At 48.9% G+C, this 23121-nt stretch carries 21 protein-coding genes; 6 read left to right on the forward strand and 15 right to left on the reverse strand.

All coding sequences use genetic code 11. From position 1 onward, the window contains the following. Positions 1–3 precede the first annotated feature (3 nt). The 3 genes from ACYUJT_RS11255 to ACYUJT_RS11265 are packed head-to-tail and all read left to right on the forward strand — an operon-like array spanning position 4 to position 2543. A complete protein-coding gene (locus ACYUJT_RS11255) occupies positions 4–1203 on the forward strand; it encodes a Ger(x)C family spore germination protein (RefSeq protein WP_460321862.1) in 1200 nt (399 codons plus the stop codon). Next, a complete protein-coding gene (locus tag ACYUJT_RS11260) occupies positions 1200–1412 on the forward strand; it encodes a hypothetical protein (RefSeq protein WP_460321865.1) in 213 nt (70 codons plus the stop codon). Before ACYUJT_RS11255 ends, ACYUJT_RS11260 begins: the two co-directional genes overlap by 4 nt. 33 nt (positions 1413–1445) lie before the next feature. After that, the gene (locus ACYUJT_RS11265) at positions 1446–2543 is read left to right on the forward strand and encodes a GerAB/ArcD/ProY family transporter (protein WP_460321867.1); all 1098 of its coding nucleotides are present in this window, start codon (positions 1446–1448) and stop codon (positions 2541–2543) included. Between the two features lie 51 nt (positions 2544–2594). Here ACYUJT_RS11265 and ACYUJT_RS11270 read toward each other — a convergent pair whose 3' ends face one another. The 3 genes from ACYUJT_RS11270 to ACYUJT_RS11280 form a co-directional block, all read right to left on the reverse strand. Next, positions 2595–4019, reverse strand: a complete 1425-nt coding sequence (locus ACYUJT_RS11270; protein ID WP_460321869.1) for a M14 family metallopeptidase — start codon at positions 4017–4019, stop codon at positions 2595–2597. A 780-nt stretch (positions 4020–4799) separates the two neighbouring features. Next, positions 4800–5636, reverse strand: a complete 837-nt coding sequence (locus tag ACYUJT_RS11275; RefSeq protein ID WP_460321871.1) for a prohibitin family protein — start codon at positions 5634–5636, stop codon at positions 4800–4802. Between the two features lie 120 nt (positions 5637–5756). Continuing rightward, positions 5757–6563, reverse strand: a complete 807-nt coding sequence (locus ACYUJT_RS11280) for an ABC transporter ATP-binding protein (protein ID WP_460321874.1) — start codon at positions 6561–6563, stop codon at positions 5757–5759. Positions 6564–6734: 171 nt separating this feature from the next. Here ACYUJT_RS11280 and ACYUJT_RS11285 point away from each other — a divergent pair, with 171 nt between their 5' ends. After that, positions 6735–7595: a GNAT family N-acetyltransferase gene (locus tag ACYUJT_RS11285; RefSeq protein WP_460321877.1), complete on the forward strand. Its 861-nt coding sequence runs from the start codon at positions 6735–6737 to the stop codon at positions 7593–7595. A 130-nt stretch (positions 7596–7725) separates the two neighbouring features. Here ACYUJT_RS11285 and ACYUJT_RS11290 read toward each other — a convergent pair whose 3' ends face one another. The 9 genes from ACYUJT_RS11290 to ACYUJT_RS11330 form a co-directional block, all read right to left on the reverse strand. Then, positions 7726–8259 (reverse strand): NanQ anomerase/TabA/YiaL family protein, encoded by a 534-nt coding sequence (locus ACYUJT_RS11290; RefSeq protein WP_460321879.1) that lies wholly within the window; start codon positions 8257–8259, stop codon positions 7726–7728. A gap of 70 nt (positions 8260–8329) precedes the next feature. Next, positions 8330–10009 (reverse strand): ribulokinase, encoded by a 1680-nt coding sequence (locus ACYUJT_RS11295; RefSeq protein WP_460323267.1) that lies wholly within the window; start codon positions 10007–10009, stop codon positions 8330–8332. Positions 10010–10087: 78 nt separating this feature from the next. Then, positions 10088–11881: an L-fucose isomerase gene (locus ACYUJT_RS11300; protein ID WP_460321881.1), complete on the reverse strand. Its 1794-nt coding sequence runs from the start codon at positions 11879–11881 to the stop codon at positions 10088–10090. A gap of 12 nt (positions 11882–11893) precedes the next feature. Further along, positions 11894–12829, reverse strand: coding sequence for a dihydrodipicolinate synthase family protein (locus ACYUJT_RS11305; protein WP_460321884.1), 936 nt, complete (start codon positions 12827–12829; stop codon positions 11894–11896). Then, positions 12823–13848, reverse strand: a complete 1026-nt coding sequence (locus ACYUJT_RS11310; RefSeq protein WP_460321886.1) for a sialidase family protein — start codon at positions 13846–13848, stop codon at positions 12823–12825. The genes ACYUJT_RS11305 and ACYUJT_RS11310 overlap by 7 nt, the downstream gene beginning before the upstream one ends. A 51-nt stretch (positions 13849–13899) precedes the next feature. Then, a complete protein-coding gene (locus ACYUJT_RS11315) occupies positions 13900–14724 on the reverse strand; it encodes a carbohydrate ABC transporter permease (RefSeq protein ID WP_460321889.1) in 825 nt (274 codons plus the stop codon). Between the two features lie 14 nt (positions 14725–14738). After that, complete coding sequence (locus ACYUJT_RS11320; RefSeq protein ID WP_460321891.1) at positions 14739–15596, reverse strand: carbohydrate ABC transporter permease; 858 nt, start codon at positions 15594–15596, stop codon at positions 14739–14741. 149 nt (positions 15597–15745) lie between these two features. Continuing rightward, positions 15746–17077, reverse strand: a complete 1332-nt coding sequence (locus ACYUJT_RS11325; RefSeq protein ID WP_460321893.1) for an extracellular solute-binding protein — start codon at positions 17075–17077, stop codon at positions 15746–15748. A gap of 209 nt (positions 17078–17286) precedes the next feature. Next, on the reverse strand, positions 17287–18300 hold the full coding sequence (locus ACYUJT_RS11330; protein ID WP_460321896.1) for a LacI family DNA-binding transcriptional regulator: 1014 nt from the start codon (positions 18298–18300) through the stop codon (positions 17287–17289). Positions 18301–18711: 411 nt separating this feature from the next. Between ACYUJT_RS11330 and ACYUJT_RS11335 the strand changes: the two genes are divergently transcribed. Then, the gene (locus ACYUJT_RS11335; RefSeq protein ID WP_460321898.1) at positions 18712–19575 is read left to right on the forward strand and encodes a class I SAM-dependent methyltransferase; all 864 of its coding nucleotides are present in this window, start codon (positions 18712–18714) and stop codon (positions 19573–19575) included. A 3-nt stretch (positions 19576–19578) separates the two neighbouring features. Next, positions 19579–20331 carry an RluA family pseudouridine synthase gene (locus ACYUJT_RS11340; RefSeq protein WP_460321900.1) on the forward strand — a complete coding sequence of 251 codons (753 nt, stop codon included), beginning with the start codon at positions 19579–19581 and terminating at the stop codon, positions 20329–20331. A gap of 193 nt (positions 20332–20524) precedes the next feature. Here ACYUJT_RS11340 and ACYUJT_RS11345 read toward each other — a convergent pair whose 3' ends face one another. The 3 genes from ACYUJT_RS11345 to ACYUJT_RS11355 form a co-directional block, all read right to left on the reverse strand. Continuing rightward, on the reverse strand, positions 20525–21184 hold the full coding sequence (locus ACYUJT_RS11345; protein ID WP_460321902.1) for a YfjL-like protein: 660 nt from the start codon (positions 21182–21184) through the stop codon (positions 20525–20527). Between the two features lie 55 nt (positions 21185–21239). Beyond that, on the reverse strand, positions 21240–22412 hold the full coding sequence (locus tag ACYUJT_RS11350; RefSeq protein WP_460321904.1) for an RHS repeat-associated core domain-containing protein: 1173 nt from the start codon (positions 22410–22412) through the stop codon (positions 21240–21242). A 293-nt stretch (positions 22413–22705) separates the two neighbouring features. Beyond that, positions 22706–23119, reverse strand: a complete 414-nt coding sequence (locus ACYUJT_RS11355) for a hypothetical protein (RefSeq protein ID WP_460321906.1) — start codon at positions 23117–23119, stop codon at positions 22706–22708. Between the last annotated feature and the right edge of the window lie 2 nt (positions 23120–23121).

A 23121-nucleotide genomic window follows, 5' to 3' on the forward strand; every position in this document is an offset into this window, starting at 1 on the left:
GCATTGGATAAGCTGAGAAGCAGACCGTTTCTTGCCATACTATCTGCGATTATCATCTTGACCACAAGTGGCTGCTGGTCGTCTGTAGAGCTCAATGACCGGGCGTTCTGTAGTCTGATGATGATTGATCTAACGGATGATGGACAATTCGAACTGACTCTCGGCTTCCCGCTTCCGAACCGCATGATCCCCGGACAAGTCGGAGGGTCTGGCGATTCAGGCAAGGATCCGTTCGCCTTTGTTACGAAAACGGGGCAAAATTTGCCGCAAGCCCTGCAGGACATTCAAAGCGACATATCAAGAAGAATTACTTTCGGGCAAACGCGTATTGTCGTCATCGGCAGCGCCCTGGCGAAGCATGGCATCGATCCTGTATTGGAATTTATCAGCCGGCGTATCACCTTCCACATTAGCGCCAATCTATTCGTAACTCCGGGAAAGGTACTGGAACTTGTGGAAACCCCAACGACATTCGAGCGCTTCGTCTCAGTTATTCTAAAATCCTATATCACCCATCGTCTGACCATTGATGCTACACTTAGGGACGTTCTTCTTGCCAGATACGGCTCGGGGGATGTTCTTGTACCTATGCTGTCTTTCAGCAAAGCCCCGGAAAGAGTAGTCAAGAAGGAGAAAAGCGAAATATGGCTCGGCGTTGACGGAGCGGCAATGCTTGTCAAAGGACGAATGATCGACAAGCAGTTGAATAAGGAAGAAATGAAAACCGCCTTATTGCTCTATTCCAACATCAAAGAGATGACGTTTCAAATTGAGTCTCCTACCGACGGTAAGGAGGTCATTTTCAACGTAGACGACGTCACCACGAAGTTTATAGCCGAACTCAAGGAAAACAAGCCCGCTGTTCGCTTGGTAATTAGAGGGACGGCATCAATCCTGTCCTCCGACTCCAAGCTCGATCTTCAGAACGATGAAATGCTTATTCTTCTGCAAAGAGAGCTGAACAAGGAAGTTAGAAGCCGGATTATGCAACTGATCCAATCGACGCGCACCGCTAAGGCTGACGTCTTCCAAATGGGAAATTACTTTAATTGGAAGCACCCTGACGTGTGGAAAAAATTTCGATCGAACTGGAATGAATTTTATGCCAATGGGCTGGATATTGAAGCTTCAGTAAACATTAGAGTTCGCGGAACCGGTGAAGCTTACCGGTCAATCAGAACGGAATGGGGAGAAGGCACGTGATTGTGATTGCCCTTGTTTTTGTTCTAATTGCACTGTATGAATGGTCCGATTGGCGCAAGCGTCATAATGGCACGACCAAGCTGTGGAAGCTTGTCACGGTGATTGCCGTATTGCTCGTTTTGCTGGAGGCTCATTTCCTTGTTAAGGACTACTGGAACTTCGAAGTAGGACTACACAGGCTCTACCGCTATTTGAGCCGCTGGCTGTAGACATGCCGCATTGATCCCGGGAGGAAACAACTGATGGAGAAGATTACTCGACTGCAAATATTTTCGGTTTATAATCTATACATTTTTACGGTGACCATCGCCTTCTTAACGGGCCTGTACATCCAAAACAGCCACTACTCCACACCCGTGAGCATAATTATTGGAGCCGTACTCAGCATCCTTCTTCTGTACCCTGCCTACAAAGTTACCGTACGTCGTCCGAACGAGACGATCATCCAATATGGCGGCAGCATTGTGGGCAAAGTGCCGCATGCTTTTTTTATTCTGGTTGTTGCCGTAATGAATCTGCTCCTCGCCGCGGTTAATCTTCGTGAGCTTGAGAATTTTCTCATTCAAGTTTATTTGCCGGGAACTCCGTCATGGGTAATCGCGCTGATGTTCGGATCCTGCGTTGCTTACTGCGTACGTTCCGGGGTCACGACCGTCTTTCGAGCAGCTTTGGGCATTTTTTTTATTAGTTCTTTAGCTTATATCAGCACTCCTTTCATGGTGACGCAAGCCATGCACATTGAAGTACTTCCGGCTCTTATCAACCATTGGGACTTTAAGCAGATCGGCATGACCGTCTACGATTCCGTCGTTATTTTCGGGGAGTTTTCCTTCCTGTTTCTGATTATGCCTTACATTAAAACACCGAAAAAAGTCTATCGAACTATGGCAATAACGATCCTATCTTCCACCATTATTATTTTGTCTCACGTGATACCGATCCTGATGATTCTAGGTCCGCAGCTGGCAGCCAATCTGACTTATCCCGACCTGGATCTCGTCCGTTCCCTGCGCACCGGGTCCTTTGTGGAAACATTGGACCCCATTTTGATCGTCATGTGGCTGACCAGTCTGTTTATTAAAGTCTCCTTTATGGTATTCATCGCTGTCTACAGCATATCACTGCTCGTGAAACTGCCGGATCACAAACCGCTCGCCCTTTCATTTACGGCATTTTCCTGTATTCTATCCATGCTTCTGGTTCGCTCCCAGGTCGAGCTGGATTTCTTGCTTGTCAAGGGGTTGCCGCCGCTACTGATCTTTACTGAATTTGTGATTCCAGCGATCTACTGGATCGTAAGCGGAATACAATCCCGTAAAAATAAAACGAAGAGTGCTTAAGCATTTCGCTTAAGCACTCCTCCTCCATCAATATTCGCATGATGATACCGGTTAGTTCGCCCATTCTATCCAGTACTCGCCGATCGGCGTCATGACCAAATACCAGTCATCCCACTTTTTACTGGCCTGAACGATCATCGGAGCAAGTCTGCCCTTCTCTGTCGTCCGGTCGAATGGCTGCTCATAAAAGCCGGTTTCCTGTTTAAGTTCTATGGTGGCATCCACCACTTCGGCAGCCGTACCGAGCCGCGGATGGGGCTCATAAATCCATCCTGTACCATCATCGGTTTGAATTTTGTACCAGTTGCCTACCTTCGCCGCTGCTTGTAAGGTTTGCGGGCTTACACGGGTTGTCGCCTTAGACAGAAAATTCGGCTCGCTGTATACGTCCCGCGCCTCGGTAATCGTCAAAGCACCCTCTTCCAGCGGCTGCTCGGCCCGGTTGCGATTGCTGCTCAGCCACAGTCTGTAGCCTTCGTCCGCAAGCCATATGCCGATCCCTTTATTTCGTTTCCATTCCTCAGCAAAAGCGGACAGCGGCAAATGCGCTTCCCCCGTCTTGATGCCGATTTCCGGCGTAAAGGCGGGACGCCCGAATGTACTGATGAACCAGTCCGTATATCCTCCACCGGAAGGATTGCTTGTCGGCTGAACCAGACTATACCCCGTTTTTGCGGCAAAGCTCTGGGCCAGCTTCCGATCGCGCTCCAGGTTCGCGGGAGCGGTCTTATAGTTCCAATACAAAATCCGTCCTGCCGAATGATAGGATACGGCAATTTCCGGCTGAATCTCATAGGTGAAATTTACGAGACTTTGATTCTCCGCCGTTTGCAGCGGCTTCGCACCTTTGTAATTCATCCAGTTCGGACCTGCCGCATTGTTATGTATTGTATTCCAGTCTGCGGGGTATTGGCGGTTCAAATCCACGCCTTGAGCATTGGCTTTCCAGCGCGTAAAATCTTTGCTGCCTTGATTCATCTGCAGCAGCGCATTCCTCGAATTCTCCGGAAAAACCTTGAGTCCAGACTGCTGAAGGGTAACCCCGTCAGGATTGACCATTGGCACAAACCAAATCGTCGTTTCGTTCAGCACCTTCCTCGCATCGTAGCCCTCGATCGCCGTGCCTGCCCGGTAAGCCTTCGCATATTGCTCGATCATCTGCAAATTTATCGTCGTTGTCAGCCATTCCCTGGCGTGATGCGATCCGTTAATGAAAATCGCCGCTTCCCCCTGACCCAGTTTCACCGCCCAAATCTCCCGGCCGTAAGGCGTTTTGCCGATCGATTTATATTCGATGATTTCCGGATAGCGTTCCGCCAAATCGGCAATATGCGAGGTCATCCTCTCATAGCTCATGACCACATCGCTTCGTACGATATCCCCGCTGTTTGCAGACACGAAAGAACTAAGTATAGCCAACGATAGAATGGCTGTGAGGATCGGCAGCCAAAGTTTTGCTCTACGCTTGCTGCTCACGGTGCTGATGCGCCCGCTGCTCTTTTTGGTATTGCTAGTTTTGGAGAGGTTGATGTCTACGTTACTAATGTTGATGTTAATAGACTTGATGTTACTAGTCTTAACGCTGCTAGCCTTGACGTTACTAGTGTTGACGATCCTAGCGTCAAGGCTGCAACCGATACTGCTAGTGTTTGTGCTGTTACCACTGCTCGTGCTGTTTCTAGTCACTTGATTTCCCCCGCATGATGTTTTGGTTCTTTCGACCTACTACGGAGGATATAGGAAATCTAGCAATCTGGCAATAATTAATTTTGATAATTACTGCCGATTATGCTGCATATCCCTCAGGTACCCGTAATCAAAGTGAAGTCTTTCCCTCCAATAAACTAAACTACTAGATGGTCAAGATCAGGTAACTAGGTACTAGATAGGTACTAGATGTATTTCATGCAGTTAGTTCATCGGTTTTGGCCGTGTTAGAGGGAACTAACTGCAAAACCTACATTTAGTTTTAAGCTATTTCGACGAATGAGCTCCATTCAGGCAAACTAACTGCATGTTTTCCATCTAGCGTATGTATTTTTTATTAAAAGAGCTTAACTAGCTGTATAAAATACATTTAGATTTAAAATAACCTAGTAATACCATGGGCTGATTCGACTTTCCTGCACTATTGCAGCATCCCGCAGCACGACGCACTCACTCGTAATAGCGCAATCTACACTAAAAATGAAAAAACCGCCAAGCCACAGCTTGACGGTTACATATATTGCATTCCACATAATTCCATACAGCGTATTACTGTTGATTTACAAAAGATTGCACGTCGATGAACGGAGTGGCTCCGCCACTAACTGCAGGCAGACGTCCGTCCCATTTCTCGAGCGCCTTCTCCTGCACCTCGATTTGCTTCAATTGTACTAGCTCCGGCGTAACCTCCTGCTTCTTCAGCTTGAGGGACTCGGCCTCGGCTTGAGCCTGGGCGATCTTCTGCTTCGCTTCGATTTCGATCCGCTTCAAATCGTTTTCCGCTTTCAGCGCCTGCTGCTGAGCGACTTGCTTCGCTTCAATCGAGTTGTCGAACGCTTCGGAGAACTTAAAGTTCACGATATTGATTTCATTTACGATCAAATCGTATTTAGCCATTCTTGCCGTCAAATGCTCGCTGATCTCTCCGGCTACGATATCACGCTTGGCGATCAAGTCCTCAGCGGGGTACCGTGCTGTAACCTCCTTGACGACTTCCTGCACCGCCGGATTAATGATTACCGAATCATAGGCTCCCCCGACGTTGTTCATCAAATTGTAAGCCGACTCTTTATTGACGGAATAGTTGACGACGACATGCGTCGATACTGGCTGCAAATCTTTGGACGACGCGGTCGTATCCGTTTCCGTCTTCGTTACCTGGGTGTTTACCTGAATCACCGTCTGAATGAAAGGAATCTTCAAATGAATGCCGGGTGACAAAATATTGTCGTTCAGCTTCCCAAACGTTTTATACAACCCAACGTGACCGTACTGCACCTGCGTCACACTGTTCATCCCTACGAATGCCAAAATCACGATCGTTGCCACTACAGCCATCCCTTTGTACCCCGGGTTTTTCTTTGGTTTGTTAGGTACTGCTTCCATTCAAGATCCCCTCCACATGTGTATATCGCTCGCCGAGTAGATTGGCGCCGTTTCTTTGTAATACGCATCATCATGCAAAAGGTAACAAACTACCGAAAACTTTTCATAAAAATGATCGATTTATTTTCTAGACAGCCAGGCGCGGTCATTTCTCCAGGTAACATCGACCGGCAGTTCGAAGAAATCCGACAAGGTATCCCCGTGGAACATCTCCTTCGTATCTCCCTGCATGAACACTTCGCCGCGCCGGAGAAGCAGCGTCTTGGCAAAGGCCGGAACAATCTCCTCCGTATGGTGGGTGACGTAAATCATGTGTGGAGCGTCGGACTGAATCGCCAGCTCCTGAATGCTGTCCAACAGCCCTTCCTTCGAGATGAAATCAAGACCGTTCGCAGCTTCATCCAAAATAAGCAGTTTGGGCTCAGCCATCAGTGCCCGAGCAATCAGCAGCTTTTGCTGCTCGCCCTGGGAGCAGGTCTGATACATGCGATCCAGCAAATGGCCGCATCTTAACTGGCGCATCAACGCCTCCGCCCGGTCAAAATCCTCGCTGGACGGCTTTTCATACAGCCCGATCGACGCAAACTTTCCGCTCACGACCAGATCCTGCACCTTCTCGGAAGCATGAATTCTTTGCTGCAGAGAGGAACTGACCCAGCCGATCGATTTGCGCATTTCCCTGACGTCCACTTCTCCATATTTATGCCCTAGCACGGAAATCGTGCCCGTTGTCGGCCAAATATATCCATTGATCATATTGAGCAATGTCGTTTTACCCGAGCCGTTCAGCCCGAACAAAGCCCAATTCTCGCCGGGCGCTATTTGCCAGTCTACCCCGTCCAACACGATTTTTCCATCCCGCCGCCATGTTACATTTCGCATCTCGATCACTTGGCTTAAATCATCCGACCGATTCATTACACTCATCTACAACGCCTCCCTGGCTAACTGATTTTCGTCCTGCCTAAACACCTCTATGATGAATCTAGATCGTTGTCGTATAGTATTTACAAAGCTAACTCGCTGGAATAAACTTGTCAAGTTAGGATATTTCCATGAAACCTCCTTATTGCAAGAGATTGGATGGTGTTATAAATCATGACGAATAGCCGTATTTGGGAAGAGGTTGCCGAGCTGCAGCGGATTTGTGAGGTGCTGGGAGGATTCTCTCTCAAACTGAACTGGGAGACGCTGCACAGCCGGAAAGACGACGATCCGCAGGATTTGTTTCTGCATCAGGACGGGAAGCTGATTGCCTTCCTGGGCGTTTACGATTTTGGCGGAAAAATAGAGCTCTGCGGCATGGTGCATCCCGATTACAGAAGACAAGGACACTTTGCCTCGCTTCTCGGCCACGCGATGCAGAGCAATAAGCTGCGCGGCAGCGAGGAAATATTGCTCAACACGCCCGCCGCCTCCGATAGCGGCGTGAAATTCCTGCAAGCCTGGTCCTGTACGTACGCTTTCTCGGAATACCAGATGAAATACGAGGCATCCTCCGACCGCCTTTCAGCAGACGAGCAAAGCTTCAGCAGCCGCATTGCGCTTAGGATGGCATCACGTTCTCAGGCGGATCGTGAGATTTTGATACGTTTGGACGTAGAAGGATTCGGCCTTAGCCCGGAGGATGCCGCACGTATATATGAACAAATCGAACAAGAGGACGCTTCCGCCTATGACATCATTGAACGAGACGGCATTCCGGCAGGCAAGATGAGAGTCTACCGTAACCAAGGAGAGAGCTGGATTTACGGCTTTGCCGTGTTCGCTGCATACCGCGGTCAGGGAATCGGCGGAAGCGCCCTTCGGCAAGTGATCGACCGGGAGCGCAAGCTCGGTCATGACATCTGGCTGGAGGTGGCCCTCGATAATCCGAATGCCCGCAAGCTTTACGAGCATGCCGGGTTCGTTATGCAGGAGGTTCAGGATTATTACAAGGCACAGCCCTTTCAACAATAACGATAACAATCCGGGGGCCCTGCAAACTCGCCGATAGAAATGAAATAAAAATGAACGACTGTCACAGCAAGCCATGGCTTCGCAGTGGGTCGTTCATTTTTTTGACGATTACATAGCCCGGTTCGAAATTTTACAACCCGACGAGACTTCGATGAATTTTTATGACGATCTTGCGAATGCAGCTCTCTCTGTGCACATGGCCGCATGGGCGATGCAAATCCGTTGGAAAGAAGACGGCGAACAGTCCCGGTTCCATGATCAAGTCACTGCCTTCATCATGTCCCGCCCTTATTCTGCTTCCTCCCCGCCGATCGGCTTCTGATTCAGATTTAGATGGATTCTCATAAAATTGTATATCGTCCTCGCATAAGCGGTTCAGGCTGATCTTCAGCTGATCATCGTATCTTTTCCAGCCAATCCGTTCCGTACCGCTCACCAAATACTGAATATCTATATAACTGTAGTGAGATTCGTACTGCTGACCACAAATCGGTTGTGTCGTGTATTCCTGGACAATGGCAAACATCTCTCCACTTTCCAGTTCATATCTGCCGGGCGGAGCATCCTCTAGCTGATGCCGCTTAATGTATTCCAGCCCTCTTCGTACGGCGGAAGGGTATAAATGCTTCTCTTGATCCAGGTTTTTGATATCCCCTAGCATCATGGGTGTTCCTTCCTTCCTTTTCCGGAGTGTGGTTCACTCAGACGCCTGCTGTCGCTCTATCTTCAAGAAATCAGCAAAACGTAACGGCCTTTCTCTGTACCTGCTTTAACCTGGTCATGACTTCATTGCCGCCCCGGCCAAAATAATCATGCAGCAGACGATACTCCCTATACAGCTCATCATACATCTCTTGATGTGCGGCATTCGGCGAGTAGCTCTCCTGCTGAAGATGGGCCATATGGTTGGCCGCTTCCTCGATCGTATCATAACCGCCGTGCAAGGAACCGGCTGCTACCGCTCCGAACATCGCGGCTCCGAGTGCCGGGGTCTGGGCCGAAGCGGCGATTTTAATCTTCCGGCCAGTAATGTCCGCATATAGCTGCATTAGCAGTTTGTTTTTCTGCGTCAAGCCGCCGCAGGCGTATAGCTCCTTCACCTCGACCCCGGCAGCTTCAAACACCTCAATAATATGGCGTGTGCCGAATGCTGTGGATTCCAGCAAAGCCCGGTAGATTTCCTCGGGTCTGGTTTGCAGTGTAAGGCCGGCTATCATGCCGCTAAGCTCAGAATTCACCAGATTCGAGCGATTCCCGTTCCACCAATCGAGTGCGATCAATCCGCTTTCCCCAGGCATCAGCTTAGCCGCTTCAGCTTCCAGCCATTCATGAACAGACACGCCCGCCTGCTCGGCTTCCCGTTCTACATATGCCGGCACGCCATGCTTTACATACCAGCCGAACATGTCCCCAACGGCCGGCTGCCCGGCTTCATATGCATATAGCCCGGGAATAATGCCATCCTCGACAACGCCGCAAATGCCTTCCACTTGAATTTCCTGTTCGCTCAGCAGCAAATGGCATAACGACGTTCCCATGGATAACACCATGTCACCAGATGCGGTTGCGCCGACACCCGGAACTGCCGCATGAGCGTCAATAATGCCCGGAGCCACAGCAATGCCTGGACGCAGTCCCATCATGGATGCCGCCTCATCGGTGAGCAGCCCCGCGGACTCATTCAGTGTCACGATATCTCCGCGCAGCCTCGTCTCTGCAAACGTAGCAAACCGGCTATCCAAAGCACAATAGAATTCCGCCTGCGGATACCCTTCTCGCCGATGCCAAAGCGACTTATATCCCGCGCAGCCGCTATTGCGTTTCAAAACTCCGGTCATCACAAATACGATCCAGTCCGCAGCCTCCACGAAGCGATCTGCCGCATCATAAATATCCGGGCGCTCCCGCAGCACCTGAAGCGCTTTGGCCGTCATCCATTCCGAGGAAACCTTGCCGCCATATCGTCCGAGGAAGCTCTCTGCCCGTGCGGCGGCCAACTCGTTGATCAGATCCGCCTCATGCTGGGCAGCATGATGCTTCCACAGCTTCACATAAGCATGCGGCTCATAACGGAACTCCTCTGCGTAGCATAACGGATTGCCGGCTTGATCTATGGGAAGTACCGTACTGGATGTAAAATCAACCCCGATGCCAATAATCTGCTCTGGCATGGCACCGGAAACCCTTAATACTTCCGGAACGGAGTGCCGCAGCACCTCCACGTAATCCCGAGGATGCTGCAGCGCCCACTCTGCGCCCAGCTTGACTCCAGTTCCCGCAAGCTCCGCATCCATGACACCATGAGGATAAGATGTCACATGCCAAGCAACCTCCCGGCCGTCGCGGACATCCACAAGCACAACACGCCCCGACTCGGTGCCATAATCTATCCCGAGCACATAGCGCACATCCACATCCACATCCACATCCATGCTCCTCGCCCCCTTCTCTCTTGCTCCTCTTTCGTTTCTCCCCAGCTCCTTCGCTGGCGATTATTTATACAGAGGCCCAAAGGCAGCACAAGCCCGATAATCCGCTCCGGTCGCATCATCAGCGCCGAAGGCTGACCATACGCTTGGCCGGAAAATATCCTCCTCAGGCACGTTATGCATATTTACCGGAATACGCAGCATCGAAGCAAGCGTAATCAGTTGGGAGCCGATATGGCCATAACTGACTGCGCAATGGTTCGAGCCCCAATTGTTCATGACAGTATACACATTCTTGAATACCCCCGATCCGGTCAATCTTGGCACAAACCATGTCGTCGGCCATGTCGGATCAGAGCGGCGGTCAAGCACGTCATGCACATCCTCCGGCAATTCTACGGAATATCCCTCGGCAATTTGCAGCACCGGGCCGATGCCATGGATCAGGTTGATCCGAGCCATCGTCAGCGGCATGCCGCCCCGTGTCGTGAAGTCCGTTGAAAATCCGCCCGACGGAAAGAAATCCTTAGCCGAACACCAGGCTACCGCATCTAGGCACTTCTGAACCTCCGCCTCGCTGATTTCCCAGAACGGCTTCATAGCTGGCTGACCGTTCAGCGACTGCTCGCCCGTGCCATCCAGAGAAGCCGGGCCGGAGTTAATCAGATGGATCACCCCGCCAGCCGCCTGTCCTTCCAGTTTCTTACCGGTCACCCGTTCGACGGCTTCCGGGCTCCAATACGTACGTACATCTGCAAAGATTTGCGCGGCATTCGTCAATTGATGTCCGAGGAGCATCGTAATCGCGTTCAAATTATCATTCTCCGTAGCCAGCATAAACGGCTCGCGAATGCCGTTCCAATCAAAGGAGCTGCTCAGAATCGCCTCCATGAAATCGCCGGTCGGCAAATGATCCGTCCAGGCTCTCTGCCCTTGGAATCCAGCAGCGATCGCGTTGCGCCCTTCGGCTTCTTCCCCGTATCCCATTTCCGCCAGCTTCGGATTGCCGACCATCAGATCGCGGGCGATGAGCGCCATTTTGACTACCGTCTCCCAATCCTCCGTCTTCTGCTCCGCCGATCTCTGGCGCTCCGGCGGGTTAATGTCTTCCCCTTCCTTGCAATACTCCTTCGTCCAAGCCAACGCGAGCTCATATTCTTCTATATCGTAAATGCCCCGCTCCATCCGCCGAACGAACTCGGTCATATCGACGTACTCATTGCGCATGCCGAGGTAATTCTGAAAGAAGCCTTCGTCCACGATACAGCCGGCAATGCCCATCGACACGGTCCCCATCGATAAATAAGATTTGCCGCGAATCGTAGCTACAGCAAGCCCCGCCTTGGCGAAATTCAGCAATTTCTTCTGTACATCCTCCGGAATGGTATCATCGCCAATATCCTGCACATCTCGTCCATAGATACTGAACGTAGGCAATCCCTTCTGATTGTGGGCCGCAAGCGCGGCCGCCAAATAGACCGCTCCTGGACGCTCCGTTCCGTTAAAGCCCCATATCGCCTTTGGCATCCACGGATCGGTATCGATCGTCTCTAGCGGATAGCACCAGGATGGGGTTACCGTTATCGTTACACCCACTCCTTCCCGGCGAAATTTCTCAGCCGTACGGGCCGCTTCCCGTACTCCGCCAATCGTCGTATCCGCTACTACGCATTCCACGGGCAAACCATTCGCGTGATGGAGATTTTCCGAGAGAAGGCGGGCACATGCCAGCGCCAGATTCATCGTCGGCTCCTCGAGCGATTCGCGGATTCCGCCGCGCCGTCCGTCAATGACCGGACGAATGCCTATTTTAGGCATAGCGCCCTCTAATCGGTTTACAATCATCGGTGTACTCATGATAATTCCTCCTTATAAAGTGAATTGCCTGGATAACTGCTTGGACAATTGATGCAGCTGACGGATTTCCAAACGGTTCGTTGCCGTAAAGTCATGATGGTTCTTCACCCGGCAATAATAGTTATCAAAGACACCTTCCAGCATTAAATAATACTTGGCGTTCACCGGATATAATTGTCTCTCAATCAGAGAGGTCATGCTGAGGAGATTCGTGAGCGTCTCCGCTCGGTCCGGCTCGTTCTCCCAATTTTTTAGCAGCCATACGTATAAATCAGGATGGAAGTTCGCCATCACCCCGCTGTAACCCGCGATACCTAGACGAAGCGTCTCCAGCAGCGTCGCTGAGTTCGCATTATATATTTTCAAAGAGCTGTCTTGTACGGCTTCGAGCTTTTGGCGAATATTGTCCGTATCACAGCTTGTATCTTTCAGAAAGTGGAATCTCCCTGTGCTTGCGCACCATTGCAACAGTTCTGGGGAAATGATTCTTTTGTAGGGAAACGGGCATTCGTAGAAGCTTAACGGAATATCCTCCGGCAATTTGCTGAGCAGTTTCTCCAAATTGGTCTTCCATACATTATCCGGCTCATCCTCTCGAGCCAATCGGTTCGTGATCAGCACAAGAGCATCGATTCCCGTTGCGGCTATGGCCGTTAGTTCCTCAACCTGGTCATCAAAATCGTCAGAGATATGCCCTGATGCTATAACGGGCACACGCCCGGCTGCTTTTTCCTTAATAAAAGAGGCCAGCCTCACTCTCTCCTGCAAACTTAAGTGAAACATTTCACTCGATTGGCAAACTGCAAACAGACCATCTACGCCATGCCGGATATACCATTCCACAGCTCGCTCCTGGGCGATAAAGTCAATCTCTCCGTTCTCTTTGAACGGCGTGACCATCGTCGGCCACACACCGTCCGGAATATGTGATTGCGACTGATTCAACATCTATGTTCCCTCCTACTAAACTCTCTAAAGGCGATATTGACCCTGTTCCATGTATAAGTAAGGTAGATCCGATCATCCCGTGCCATAATCGCCGGATAGGAGAATTCTCCCTCAGCGTCTTCCAGCTGGACTTCCTGCGTCCATGTCAGCCCATTGTCCGCGGACACCATCAATACGAGCGGCGAGCGCGGGCCCCAATTGATCCCGACGGGATTGCAGCAGAGCACAAGGGTTCCGTCAGCCATGCGGACAACATCGATACCGCTGTTATTATTCGGAACGCTCGTTGGGTAAGCCGCGCTCCAATGAACGCCTCCATCCTGTGAATCACTGCGGTGAATGAAGCCTTCCGAGCTTCTCATCAGCATATGAACCTGCCCGGGCTGGGACTCCCACACTGACGGCTGAATAACCCCACGGCCATAAAAAGACTGCTCCGACACCGGAATATCGCTTTTTATCGCTTGGATGTCATTTAAGTTAATACCGACGATGGCAATATCCTCGCTCCGCTGCCACGTCGAGCCCTGATCCTGAGAGCGGTCGGCAAACGACGTCCAAATTCCGTCCTCGGCAGAAGCCGGAGCGATCCAAGTGCCGTCAGCGAGAACGACCACTTTGTTGCGTACGGGACCTCGGCCTCCCCGATCTCCGGGAACAAGCTCATTCGCCTCCGACCAAGATCTTCCCTCATCCTTGGAAATTTTATAGAGCGTACGCCACTCCTTGATCAGCCTGCCGATTTTATAGAACAGCAGCAGCTCGCCGCCCGGCAAATTCATAAGTACCGGATTCCAGCAAGGTTCCTCTACTCCTGCGGCGATTTGCATCGGCTGCGACCAATACCCGCCAATCCTGCGAGAGCTCCAAATCGCGTTATCATCCGCGCCCTCTCTGCTCCCCGCAAACCAGACAGCGAGAATGTCGCCGCTAGGCAGCACCGCCAAATGTGAAGCATGACAGCTCGCAAACGGTTTGTCCGTTCCCATTATCAACTCATTCGTTATCTCATTGAACATGCCCGAAATCCCCCCCTGAGATATCAACTTGCCGACCAGCGGCCTGGTTCATTAACCTTTGATCCCGGAATTCGTAATCCCCTCCACGAAGTAGCGCTGCAAAGACAAGAACACGATGACAGACGGTATAATCGCCATACAAGCAGCGGCAAGCGATGTTCCGTACTGGAATTGCGCGGTAGAATTCGCTCCGCCCATAAATTGTGCGATCCCTACTGTCAATGGCTTCAAGGCGTTGGCGCGAATCGCGATCATCGGCCACAGGAAGTTGTTCCAGTTCGAGATAAACATCAGGATCGTGACCGTGGAGACGGCTGGCTTCGTTAATGGCAGCATCACCTTCCAGAAGATTCCGAAATCCTTACAGCCGTCAATTCTCGCGGCTTCCTCCAGCTCATTGGGTATCCCCTTGAAGAAGCTGGTCAATATATACACGCTAATCACGTTCGCGCCAGCTACCAGAATGAGCGCCGCAAATGTATTCAGCAGCTTCAATTCAGATACGAGCAGGAATAAAGGTACGATGTAGGCCTGAATCGGGATGAGCAGCATGGAGACGATAAGCGTAAAAATAATCTTCTTCCCCTTGAAGTTAAGCCGTCCGAAAGCATAAGCCGCAGGCGTAGTCAACGCGAGTACGAACAATGTGGACAATACGGTAATAATCAAACTGTTCATCATCCAGCCGGTATACGGGTACTGAGCCAGAACGGATTTATAATTGATGAGCGTGAAGTTAGCGATCCATTTCGGCGGATAGTTCATAATTTCTGCTTCCGGCTTTAGCGAAGAAGCGACAGACCACAGCAAGGGAAACAGAAATATGACACCGATAAACGCCATGACAATGTAGATCAAAGTGTTTTTTAATTTCATGCCGTGAGCCTCCCCTAGTCATCCAGCTTCAGCAATCTGGATTGAATTTGCACAAATACGATCAGAATGACCAATGTCGCGATACCGAGCACAGAGCCGTAGCCCAAATTGTAGTTCTGGAATGCGGTTCCGTATAAATATTGCACCAAGGTAAGTGTAGCCGTTCCCGGCCCACCGTTCGTCATGACGAATATTTGGTCAAAAATTTGAATCGTATTCACGAGGGTCAGCGTGATGACCATCGAGGTAATCGGCTTCAGCATAGGCAAGGTAATTCTCATGAACGCCTGGGCGCCCGTAGCGCCGTCAATTTTGGCCGCCTCGTACAAGTCGGCGGAAATATCCTGCAACCCCGCTAGATATAGAATCATGTTATAGCCGAGGTACGACCATACGGTCACAAGAGCGATCGAGAATAGCGCCCACTTCTCACTCGTCAGCCATTCGATCGGCCCGAGCCCAACCAGCTTCAAGTAGTAATTGAGAATGCCGAAGTTGTTATCGTAAAGCCAGTTCCAAATGATACCAACTACGGCCGGAATCAACACGTAGGGAATGATCGAAATCGTTCTTACAGCGTTGCGGAAGCGCAGCTTCTGGTTCAACAGCACAGCCATCAAGAGACTGAACACAATTAGCGGCGGCAATGTCAATACGAGAAACAGCAGTGTATTTTTCAGAGAGACCCAAAATATCGGATCATTAAACAGTTTCTTGAAGTTAGCTAATCCGGCAAACTCGGCATCGCCCACGATATTCCATTTCATAAAACCGATAAACAGCCCTGCTACACTCGGTCCAAAGCGAAAGACAAGGAATACGAGCAGATAAGGCAGCAAGAACAGCGCCGCGACTTTTCCTTGTGATTTCATGAAGTCGTCAACCTTTCTACCACTATGGTGATTACTAGTCTTAATAGAGTGGTACATGAACCCGATACGGCGAGGATGGCGCAATACCCCAAGCCCAGCCGTACCGGCTCATTTTCGTGTCAATGGCTACTTGCGATGCAGCATACTTTCTACTCTTGCAGCAGACTATCCATATCTTTCTTCAACTGCTTGGCGATAACATGCGGATCTTTGTTGTTCAGAATAGCGTCCTGAGCAGCTGTCAAAATCGGGCTTGGAGCCGTACTGGAGAAAATTTGCGCCGCCTTCGGATGCGATGGAAGCAGCACACTGCCATCTAAACTGTTAATGAATGCCTCTCGGCCTTCCATGCTTTGGGCGGTTTGCATGCCGACATTGCTCGATGGAAGCTGTCCGGATTTCGCCCATTCGCCGGAGTTATTGTCCAGCCATTTGACGAATTCAATCGCTGCTTTGGCTTTTTCCGGATCTTTGTTTTTCTTCAGTGGGAAAGTAAGTATTTCCGCAGCTCCCCAAGCGGCCTGTTTGTCGAACACTTTAGGATAAGGTGCGCTTGCCCATTGGATGTTGGATTCCTCCAGCTTCGGCATTTGCCAAGGGCCGTCCACGAACATCGCGACTTTGCCGCCCATGAAATCATCTACAGGTGATTTCTCGCCTTTAGGCACGACTTTGTATTTGAAAACAAGATCTTGCAGGAAGGCTATCGCATTGGCCATCTTGTCTTCGTCCAATTCAACCGTTTTCATATCTTCGGTAAACGGATTATGGCCTTGCTGATTCAACAGAGCATAGATTTGATAGAATACATGGTGGTTCATGGAGAAGCCAAGACCGTACTGTACGATATTGTTCTCGTCGAAGCCTTCTTCATCGGCCCGTTTGCCTTTGTTGTCGATCGTCAGCTTCTGAGCTGTTGCGATCAACTCGTCGCCGGTCATCGGAGGCTGCGTAATTCCCGCTTCATTGTACAAATCTTTGTTGTAATACAAACCATGCATGTGAACGTCTAACGGAACCGCATACTGCTCACCTTTATAGAACGTTCCGCCCCAGGCAAATGAGGAGTAGTTCCCTGTCTCCATGCCTACGTCGGCGATCGGCGTGTTATCTAGGACACCCATTTCCACGAACTGCCCCAGCTCGAAGGGATGCATGACCAATACATCCGGCGGATTCCCGCCTTTCATTTCTGTCAAAAATTTGGTGAAGAGCGGCGTCCATTGCAGGGAAGTGAATTCAACATGAATGCCGCTTTGTTCCTGATTGAATTTGTTAACTAGTCCTTCCATCGTATTGAGGTCAGGCCCTGTCCAGCCACCCCAAAAATCGATGTTGACCACCTTGCCACTGCCGCCGCCTTCATTCGCTGATGCCGGCGAATTCGCTGTTTGCGGTTTTGGATCGGCAGCACAACCTGCCAATGGTAAAGCTAACAGCATTACGGTAAGGAAACTTGCAAGCCATCTCTTTGTTCTCATGTCTTATCCCCCTCTAAGGATTAATTAAACTTGCCTGCCAAAGTAATGTAAGCGCTTTCTTATATGCGATTCCGAATGAACGCTCACCCCCTTTCAGGTCGTGAATTATAGTCTGAAGCAAATATTTCTGCTAACCAGGGAGAAAACGATCGTCGTCTACTCCCGGTTGGCATATAACCAAGCTGAAGTACTGTCAGTTCTCGTCCGGTTTAATCCCCGCAGGATTTCCGGGTAACGATGTGCGTATCGAACATTTTATGAACCTTGACATTGGTTTTGTACAGCATCATATCCGTCAGCATTCTTAGACTTTCTTTCGCCATCTCTTCTACAGGCAGATGAACAGTAGATAGTGTAGGTATAGTAAAATTGGTGACTTCGTCGTTATCATGTCCGATGATTTCCATATCCTCCGGCACTTTAATATCGATCTCATTCAAAGCCTTAAGTGCGCCTACAGCCATCTGGTCACTAATCGCGAATACTCCGGTAGGCAAGGAGCCGGACTGCTCCTTCATTCTCATCACTGCTTCATATCCGCCCTGCTCCGAGAAATCCTCGTACATCAGATGCTCTTCATCAACTTCCAAGCCAAGCTCAGCCGCTTTGTCCAGAAATCCTTCTCTGCGCAGCATGATCGCTTTAGATGATACGTCCGGGACAATCAGTCCTACCTTCTTGTGGTCCCGTCTATACAATCTCTCCGCCACCATCTCGCCGCTCCTGCGGCTATCGACATTCACTGATGAATATTTGCTGGATTCGCGTTGGTGCAGCACGATCGGAACGTTCAACTCAGCCTGCTCGAGGAACTCATCATCCTCTTCCGTTGAGTTGGCAATAATTGCCCCATTAAACCGCGTTCCCGTTACTAAGCTTCTCACCTCATGCAATTTGGTGCCGACGTATGGCTGGATCAATAGCTCATACTCATCCTCCAGCTCGTTGAGTGCGTGCTGAAAGCCTTTCAAGTAACGACCAACAAGTGCCGTCCGCGTATCAAGCGTCCAGAACAAGGCAATGATCGGCAGCACCGTTTCTCCTCCGCTCCGCAGTCGTCTAGCCGAAATATTCGGCTGGTAATTAAGCTCTCTGGCAGCTTCTAGTATTTTCGCTTGCGTTGCGGCGGATATTCGGTACTTATCCCCTTTGCCATTCAACACCATGGAGGCCGTGCCTTGCGATACTTTTGCAAGTTGGGCTATTTCCTTAATGCTTGCCATGCTAATAACACCTCATAACTTTCATCATATTGGCAAAATATCCTAACTCATTGTATAGGTTCAAACGAGATTAAAGCAAGTAACACGACAAGAAAGGAAATAGAACGTAAATCCATGAAACTTACACCTTGACCCTATCTTGCTAATACGTTTTGCTAAAACGTTTTGCTAATACGTTTTTATTGTATTTTAAAAGCGCTTTCACGTCAACAGTTAAATTCAAATTTTATCAAAATTAATTTTTAGGACAGTTTTGAAGCATGCCTTTTCTTTAATTGGTAGCATGGAGGTGGAATAATGAGGTACAATAACATCCGAAGGTTTACAGCGTAGATAACGCCATATGAGACGGCCTGGCCGTTTTCATTTGATAGGGCACCTCTAGAGGAAATTGGAAGGATGGATTAACTGATGCATGTAGCAAACAAATGGAAAGATTACGAAATCATTGACACCGGAAACGGGGAAAAACTCGAACGCTGGGGTGACATCATCCTGCGCCGACCCGATCCGCAGATCATTTGGCCGATCAGCCATGAATCCCAGCAGTGGCGAAATGTGCACGGCCATTATCACCGCAGCTCCTCGGGCGGCGGGCAATGGGAGATGAAGAAGGAAATCCCGGAGCGCTGGACAATCTCTTACGAGCAATTAAAATTCTATATTCGCCCAACGAGCTTCAAGCATACAGGTTTATTCCCGGAGCAAGCAGCGAACTGGAGCTGGATGATGGACAAAATATCGCGCGCTGGGCGGCCGATTCAGGTGCTGAACCTGTTTGCCTACACAGGCGGCGCGACTGTGGCGGCCGCCTCGGCCGGCGCCTCCGTAGTGCATGTCGACGCTGCGAAAGGCATGGTGCAATGGGCCAAAGAGAACGCGGCCTTGTCCGGACTAGCCGATCGGCCGATACGCTACATTACCGATGACGTATTCAAATTCGTGCAGCGCGAGCAGCGGCGCGGAAATCGCTATGACGCCATCATCATGGACCCTCCTTCCTACGGACGGGGACCAGGCGGAGAAATGTGGAAGCTGGAGACAAGCTTGTATCCGTTCGTGGAGTCGTGTTTGTCCATTCTGTCGGACAACCCTCTCTTCTTCCTAATCAATTCCTACACGACGGGCATCTCTCCTACAGTGCTGCATAACATCCTGTCGATGACGGTACAGAAACGATACGGCGGCAGCATTTCCGCGGGCGAAATCGGCTTGCCGATTACGAATTCCGGGCTGAATCTTCCTTGCGGGATCCTTGGCCGCTGGGAGGAATAACCCATGACCGCAAACAACTACAGCGAAGGTTCGGCTCCTGCGAAGTCGGACTTCGAAATTCTATACGAGGATAACCATCTGCTGGGGATCGTCAAACCAGTTAACATCCCGACCCAAGGGGATGCGAGCGGCGATCCCGACCTGCTGTCCTTGCTGAAGGAGGATATCAAGGAACGTTACCAGAAGCCGGGCAATGTATATTTAGGTCTTGTTCACCGGCTGGATCGCCCTGTGGGCGGTGCAATGATCTTCGCCAAGACGTCGAAGGCCGCCTCCCGGCTGTCGGAGGCCGTACGCAGCCGCAACTTTGATAAGACGTATCTGGCCATCGTTCACGGCACGCCTCCGCAGCAGCAAGGCCGTCTGACGAATACACTGTTGAAAGATGAGCGCACGAACACTGTATCGGTCGTCTCCAAGGGAACAGCGGGCGGCAAAGAAGCCATCCTCGATTATGAAGTGATCGGGACGGCCGCGGGCGAAGGCCATACGCTGGTCAAAGTCACCCTGCTCACCGGGCGCCCTCATCAGATCCGGGTGCAGCTCAGCCATATCGGCTGTCCACTATATGGTGATCAGAAATACGGGGAAGCCTACAACAAGCCGGGCCAACAAATCGCTCTGTGGTCGCTGTATGTCGGCTTCCCCCATCCGGTAACGAAGGAGCAGATTCATATTACCTCCCTGCCGCCGGATCAAGCTCCTTGGAGCCTGTGGAGCAGGCGAACCTACCAGGAGCTGGCTCGACAGTTCTGAATATCTAACATAAATATCAAGCAGACGGGGGCACTAAGCCCCCGTCTGCTTGATTATATATTGTTCCGATACGGCGATACTTAAAAGTCCACTCACTGTCGAAATAACTTTAAGAATTTGCTTTACTGTTAGATTGCTTGCAAAAAGAAAACCACATGGAGTTGTTATACTCACATGTGGTGAAAAAACAAAATTATTTTAGCCTGTTAACCAGTGATTGAAGATCAGTAACATCCTTTAAATCTACACCACTTAAATAGTATGTTTGATTATCAAACATAAAGCGAATTGCCGATAATCTGTATTCCTTCTCCTTGAGAAACGAAACGACTTCAAACATTGTATTCATTGTTTGTTCTTGCTTGTCATCATTTACACTAAACCATAGTCTTAATTCAGGCATATCTTTTTCCTTGATTTCTTTCTTTATTTCATGATAACTAGGGGGATATGCTCCGCTAACTTTTAGTGAATCTTTTAATGGATCGGACCTCAATTGAAACGACACACTTGATATTTGGTGAAAATGCTGTTTAATCTCATTTTCAACTTCATATTTCCAATAGGAAATATTGTAGTTGTCCGCTAATTCCCCACTATACTTATTTACTCGAAATTGAATTTGAGGGTTCTTCTTTAAGTGGGCTACTGCAAAGTACCTATACTTGAAATATGATGAATTGTCGAAGTCATACTCTATTGACTCAATTATCATCTCATCACCGTATTTGTCTTGCAAGTATCTTGATGATTCTTTCCTCATGGTTTCTTTTCCCCATGGTGTCCCATTAAATATGCTATAAGTGAAGAATAGTATAATACAGACTACAAATCCTATGATCCAATATTTCACCAAATCACTCCTTAGTAGCATAATAGGTATTCACTATCTATCCTGCTACACACTACTAATTAAATAGTTGCTTCCCTATTTTGATATTTTCCAAAAATGTATCTTTTCCATACAATAAGTTGTACCAACCCGATCCAGATTTCCTTTCATTGTCCTGTATAAAACTTTGGATTTGTTGGCTGTAGCTCTTATAGGTATAGGCGTTATTCTTAAACTCACCTTTTGCCCAAACAGCAAATTTATTGGGTATTAAGTCGTTCGGATAAGATTGTACAAAATCCCCTATTTTAGTGCCATCCGTTAAAGATCCTTTTTGAAGCGCACGCCATGAAACCTCCACACAGTTATTTAAAAACAAATTATAATCCTTATTTTTATCAGTCCCGTACTTCTCAGAATATCCTTGAGCAAGTCCTCTTAGGTAATCTAACGAGCCCGTAAAATCACCTTTGATATATGTGCTGCTTGTATATTTTTTATCATAATACTGAATTGACGATGTATCTTGTTGCAACCAGGCATTTAAGTTAGTCAACGATCCCATGGCCTTACTATCAACTTTCTCAGATACAACTTTTGTATCCCCATAGAAAGTGTAATACCAATCACCAGCTGCATTTTGTAATAATAATGAAGTATGTCCTCCACCAAGAGCTCCCCATTTTGCCGTAATGATAACTGCATCATTACCTGTCGGGTCAAAATACTTCAGTGGATTGTTGTATACATACGTATACAAATTCAAGCTCAACGGATTTGTAAGCTCGCCCTCATACGTATCCTCTCCGATAAACCGCGCTATTGCTGGATCATACCACCGAGCACGAAGGTATTGCAATTTTGTGTCTGCATCCCAGTACTCCCCTGCATATCCCAGTGAGTTCGGTACGGTTTCCTGTACGGTTATCGGATTTCCCCAGATGTCATAATTGTAGCTGTTTAGTAATTTCCCTGATGCGTCACGAAGCTCTGTAACGTCTCCATGACCGTTGGTTACATAGTATTGTAGCTTGGATTCACCCGCCGCTTGGCGACCTACCAGTTTCCCTATCGAATCAAACACATACCCGTAAGTAATGGTCACCGCTCCAGAACTTACTGTCCCTTCTGCAACAAGCAGGCCCCGATCATCATAATAGTATCTTGTTGAGTGATTTCCTTTCGTACGCCCGACCATCAGCCCGTCGCCATTATAGTTATAGATAATCGTCGTACCGTCCTCCGTCACGGCCTTTAACCGTTTTCGTATAAGAGGTTACACCGCGGGCATCGACTTCCCGAACTGATCTTCCAGCGGATCGTACTCATAAGCTCTCATATTACCGCACGAGAATCCTTTACACTAACCTTGTTTAAAAGATAGATAATATAATATTTTATGAAGATCCGATACGGCGTTTCCTTAGAGTCCTACTCACTTCACTGTTGAAATACAAGCGTGTATTTGCTTAACTTTAGATTGGTTGTAAAAAGAAAACCACATGGAGTTATTACACTCGCATGTGGATAATAAGATTAAACCTATTCAAATGTTATTCCACCATTTGCATAGTGCTCATCTAAAAAGATATCTATCTTCTTAATCTGATAATAATACAGCAAATTATCATCATTCTGTTCATGCAATACAATTTTCACTAACTTTTCCTTTACATTACTAATTGGTTGAAAAGTACTGTATGAAACCTTCTTCAACTTCCAACCTTTAGTTACAATTAGATTATGATTCTTCCAATCAAATCCATCTAGGTTGATTTCATCAAAATGTATAGCATCATCAGGAGACTTAAGAATTCGTACCAGCATGCCTCTCTCCCGATCTCCTTTAACTGATCCCAATTCTTTAACTGTTATTTTTTGTGATTTTAACACAAAAAGCGCACTTATGATTAAAAGACAACAAAAGCCCAACAACATCATCCACTTTAATCTCATAA

It is taken from the genome of Paenibacillus sp. YSY-4.3, from assembly GCF_054767475.1.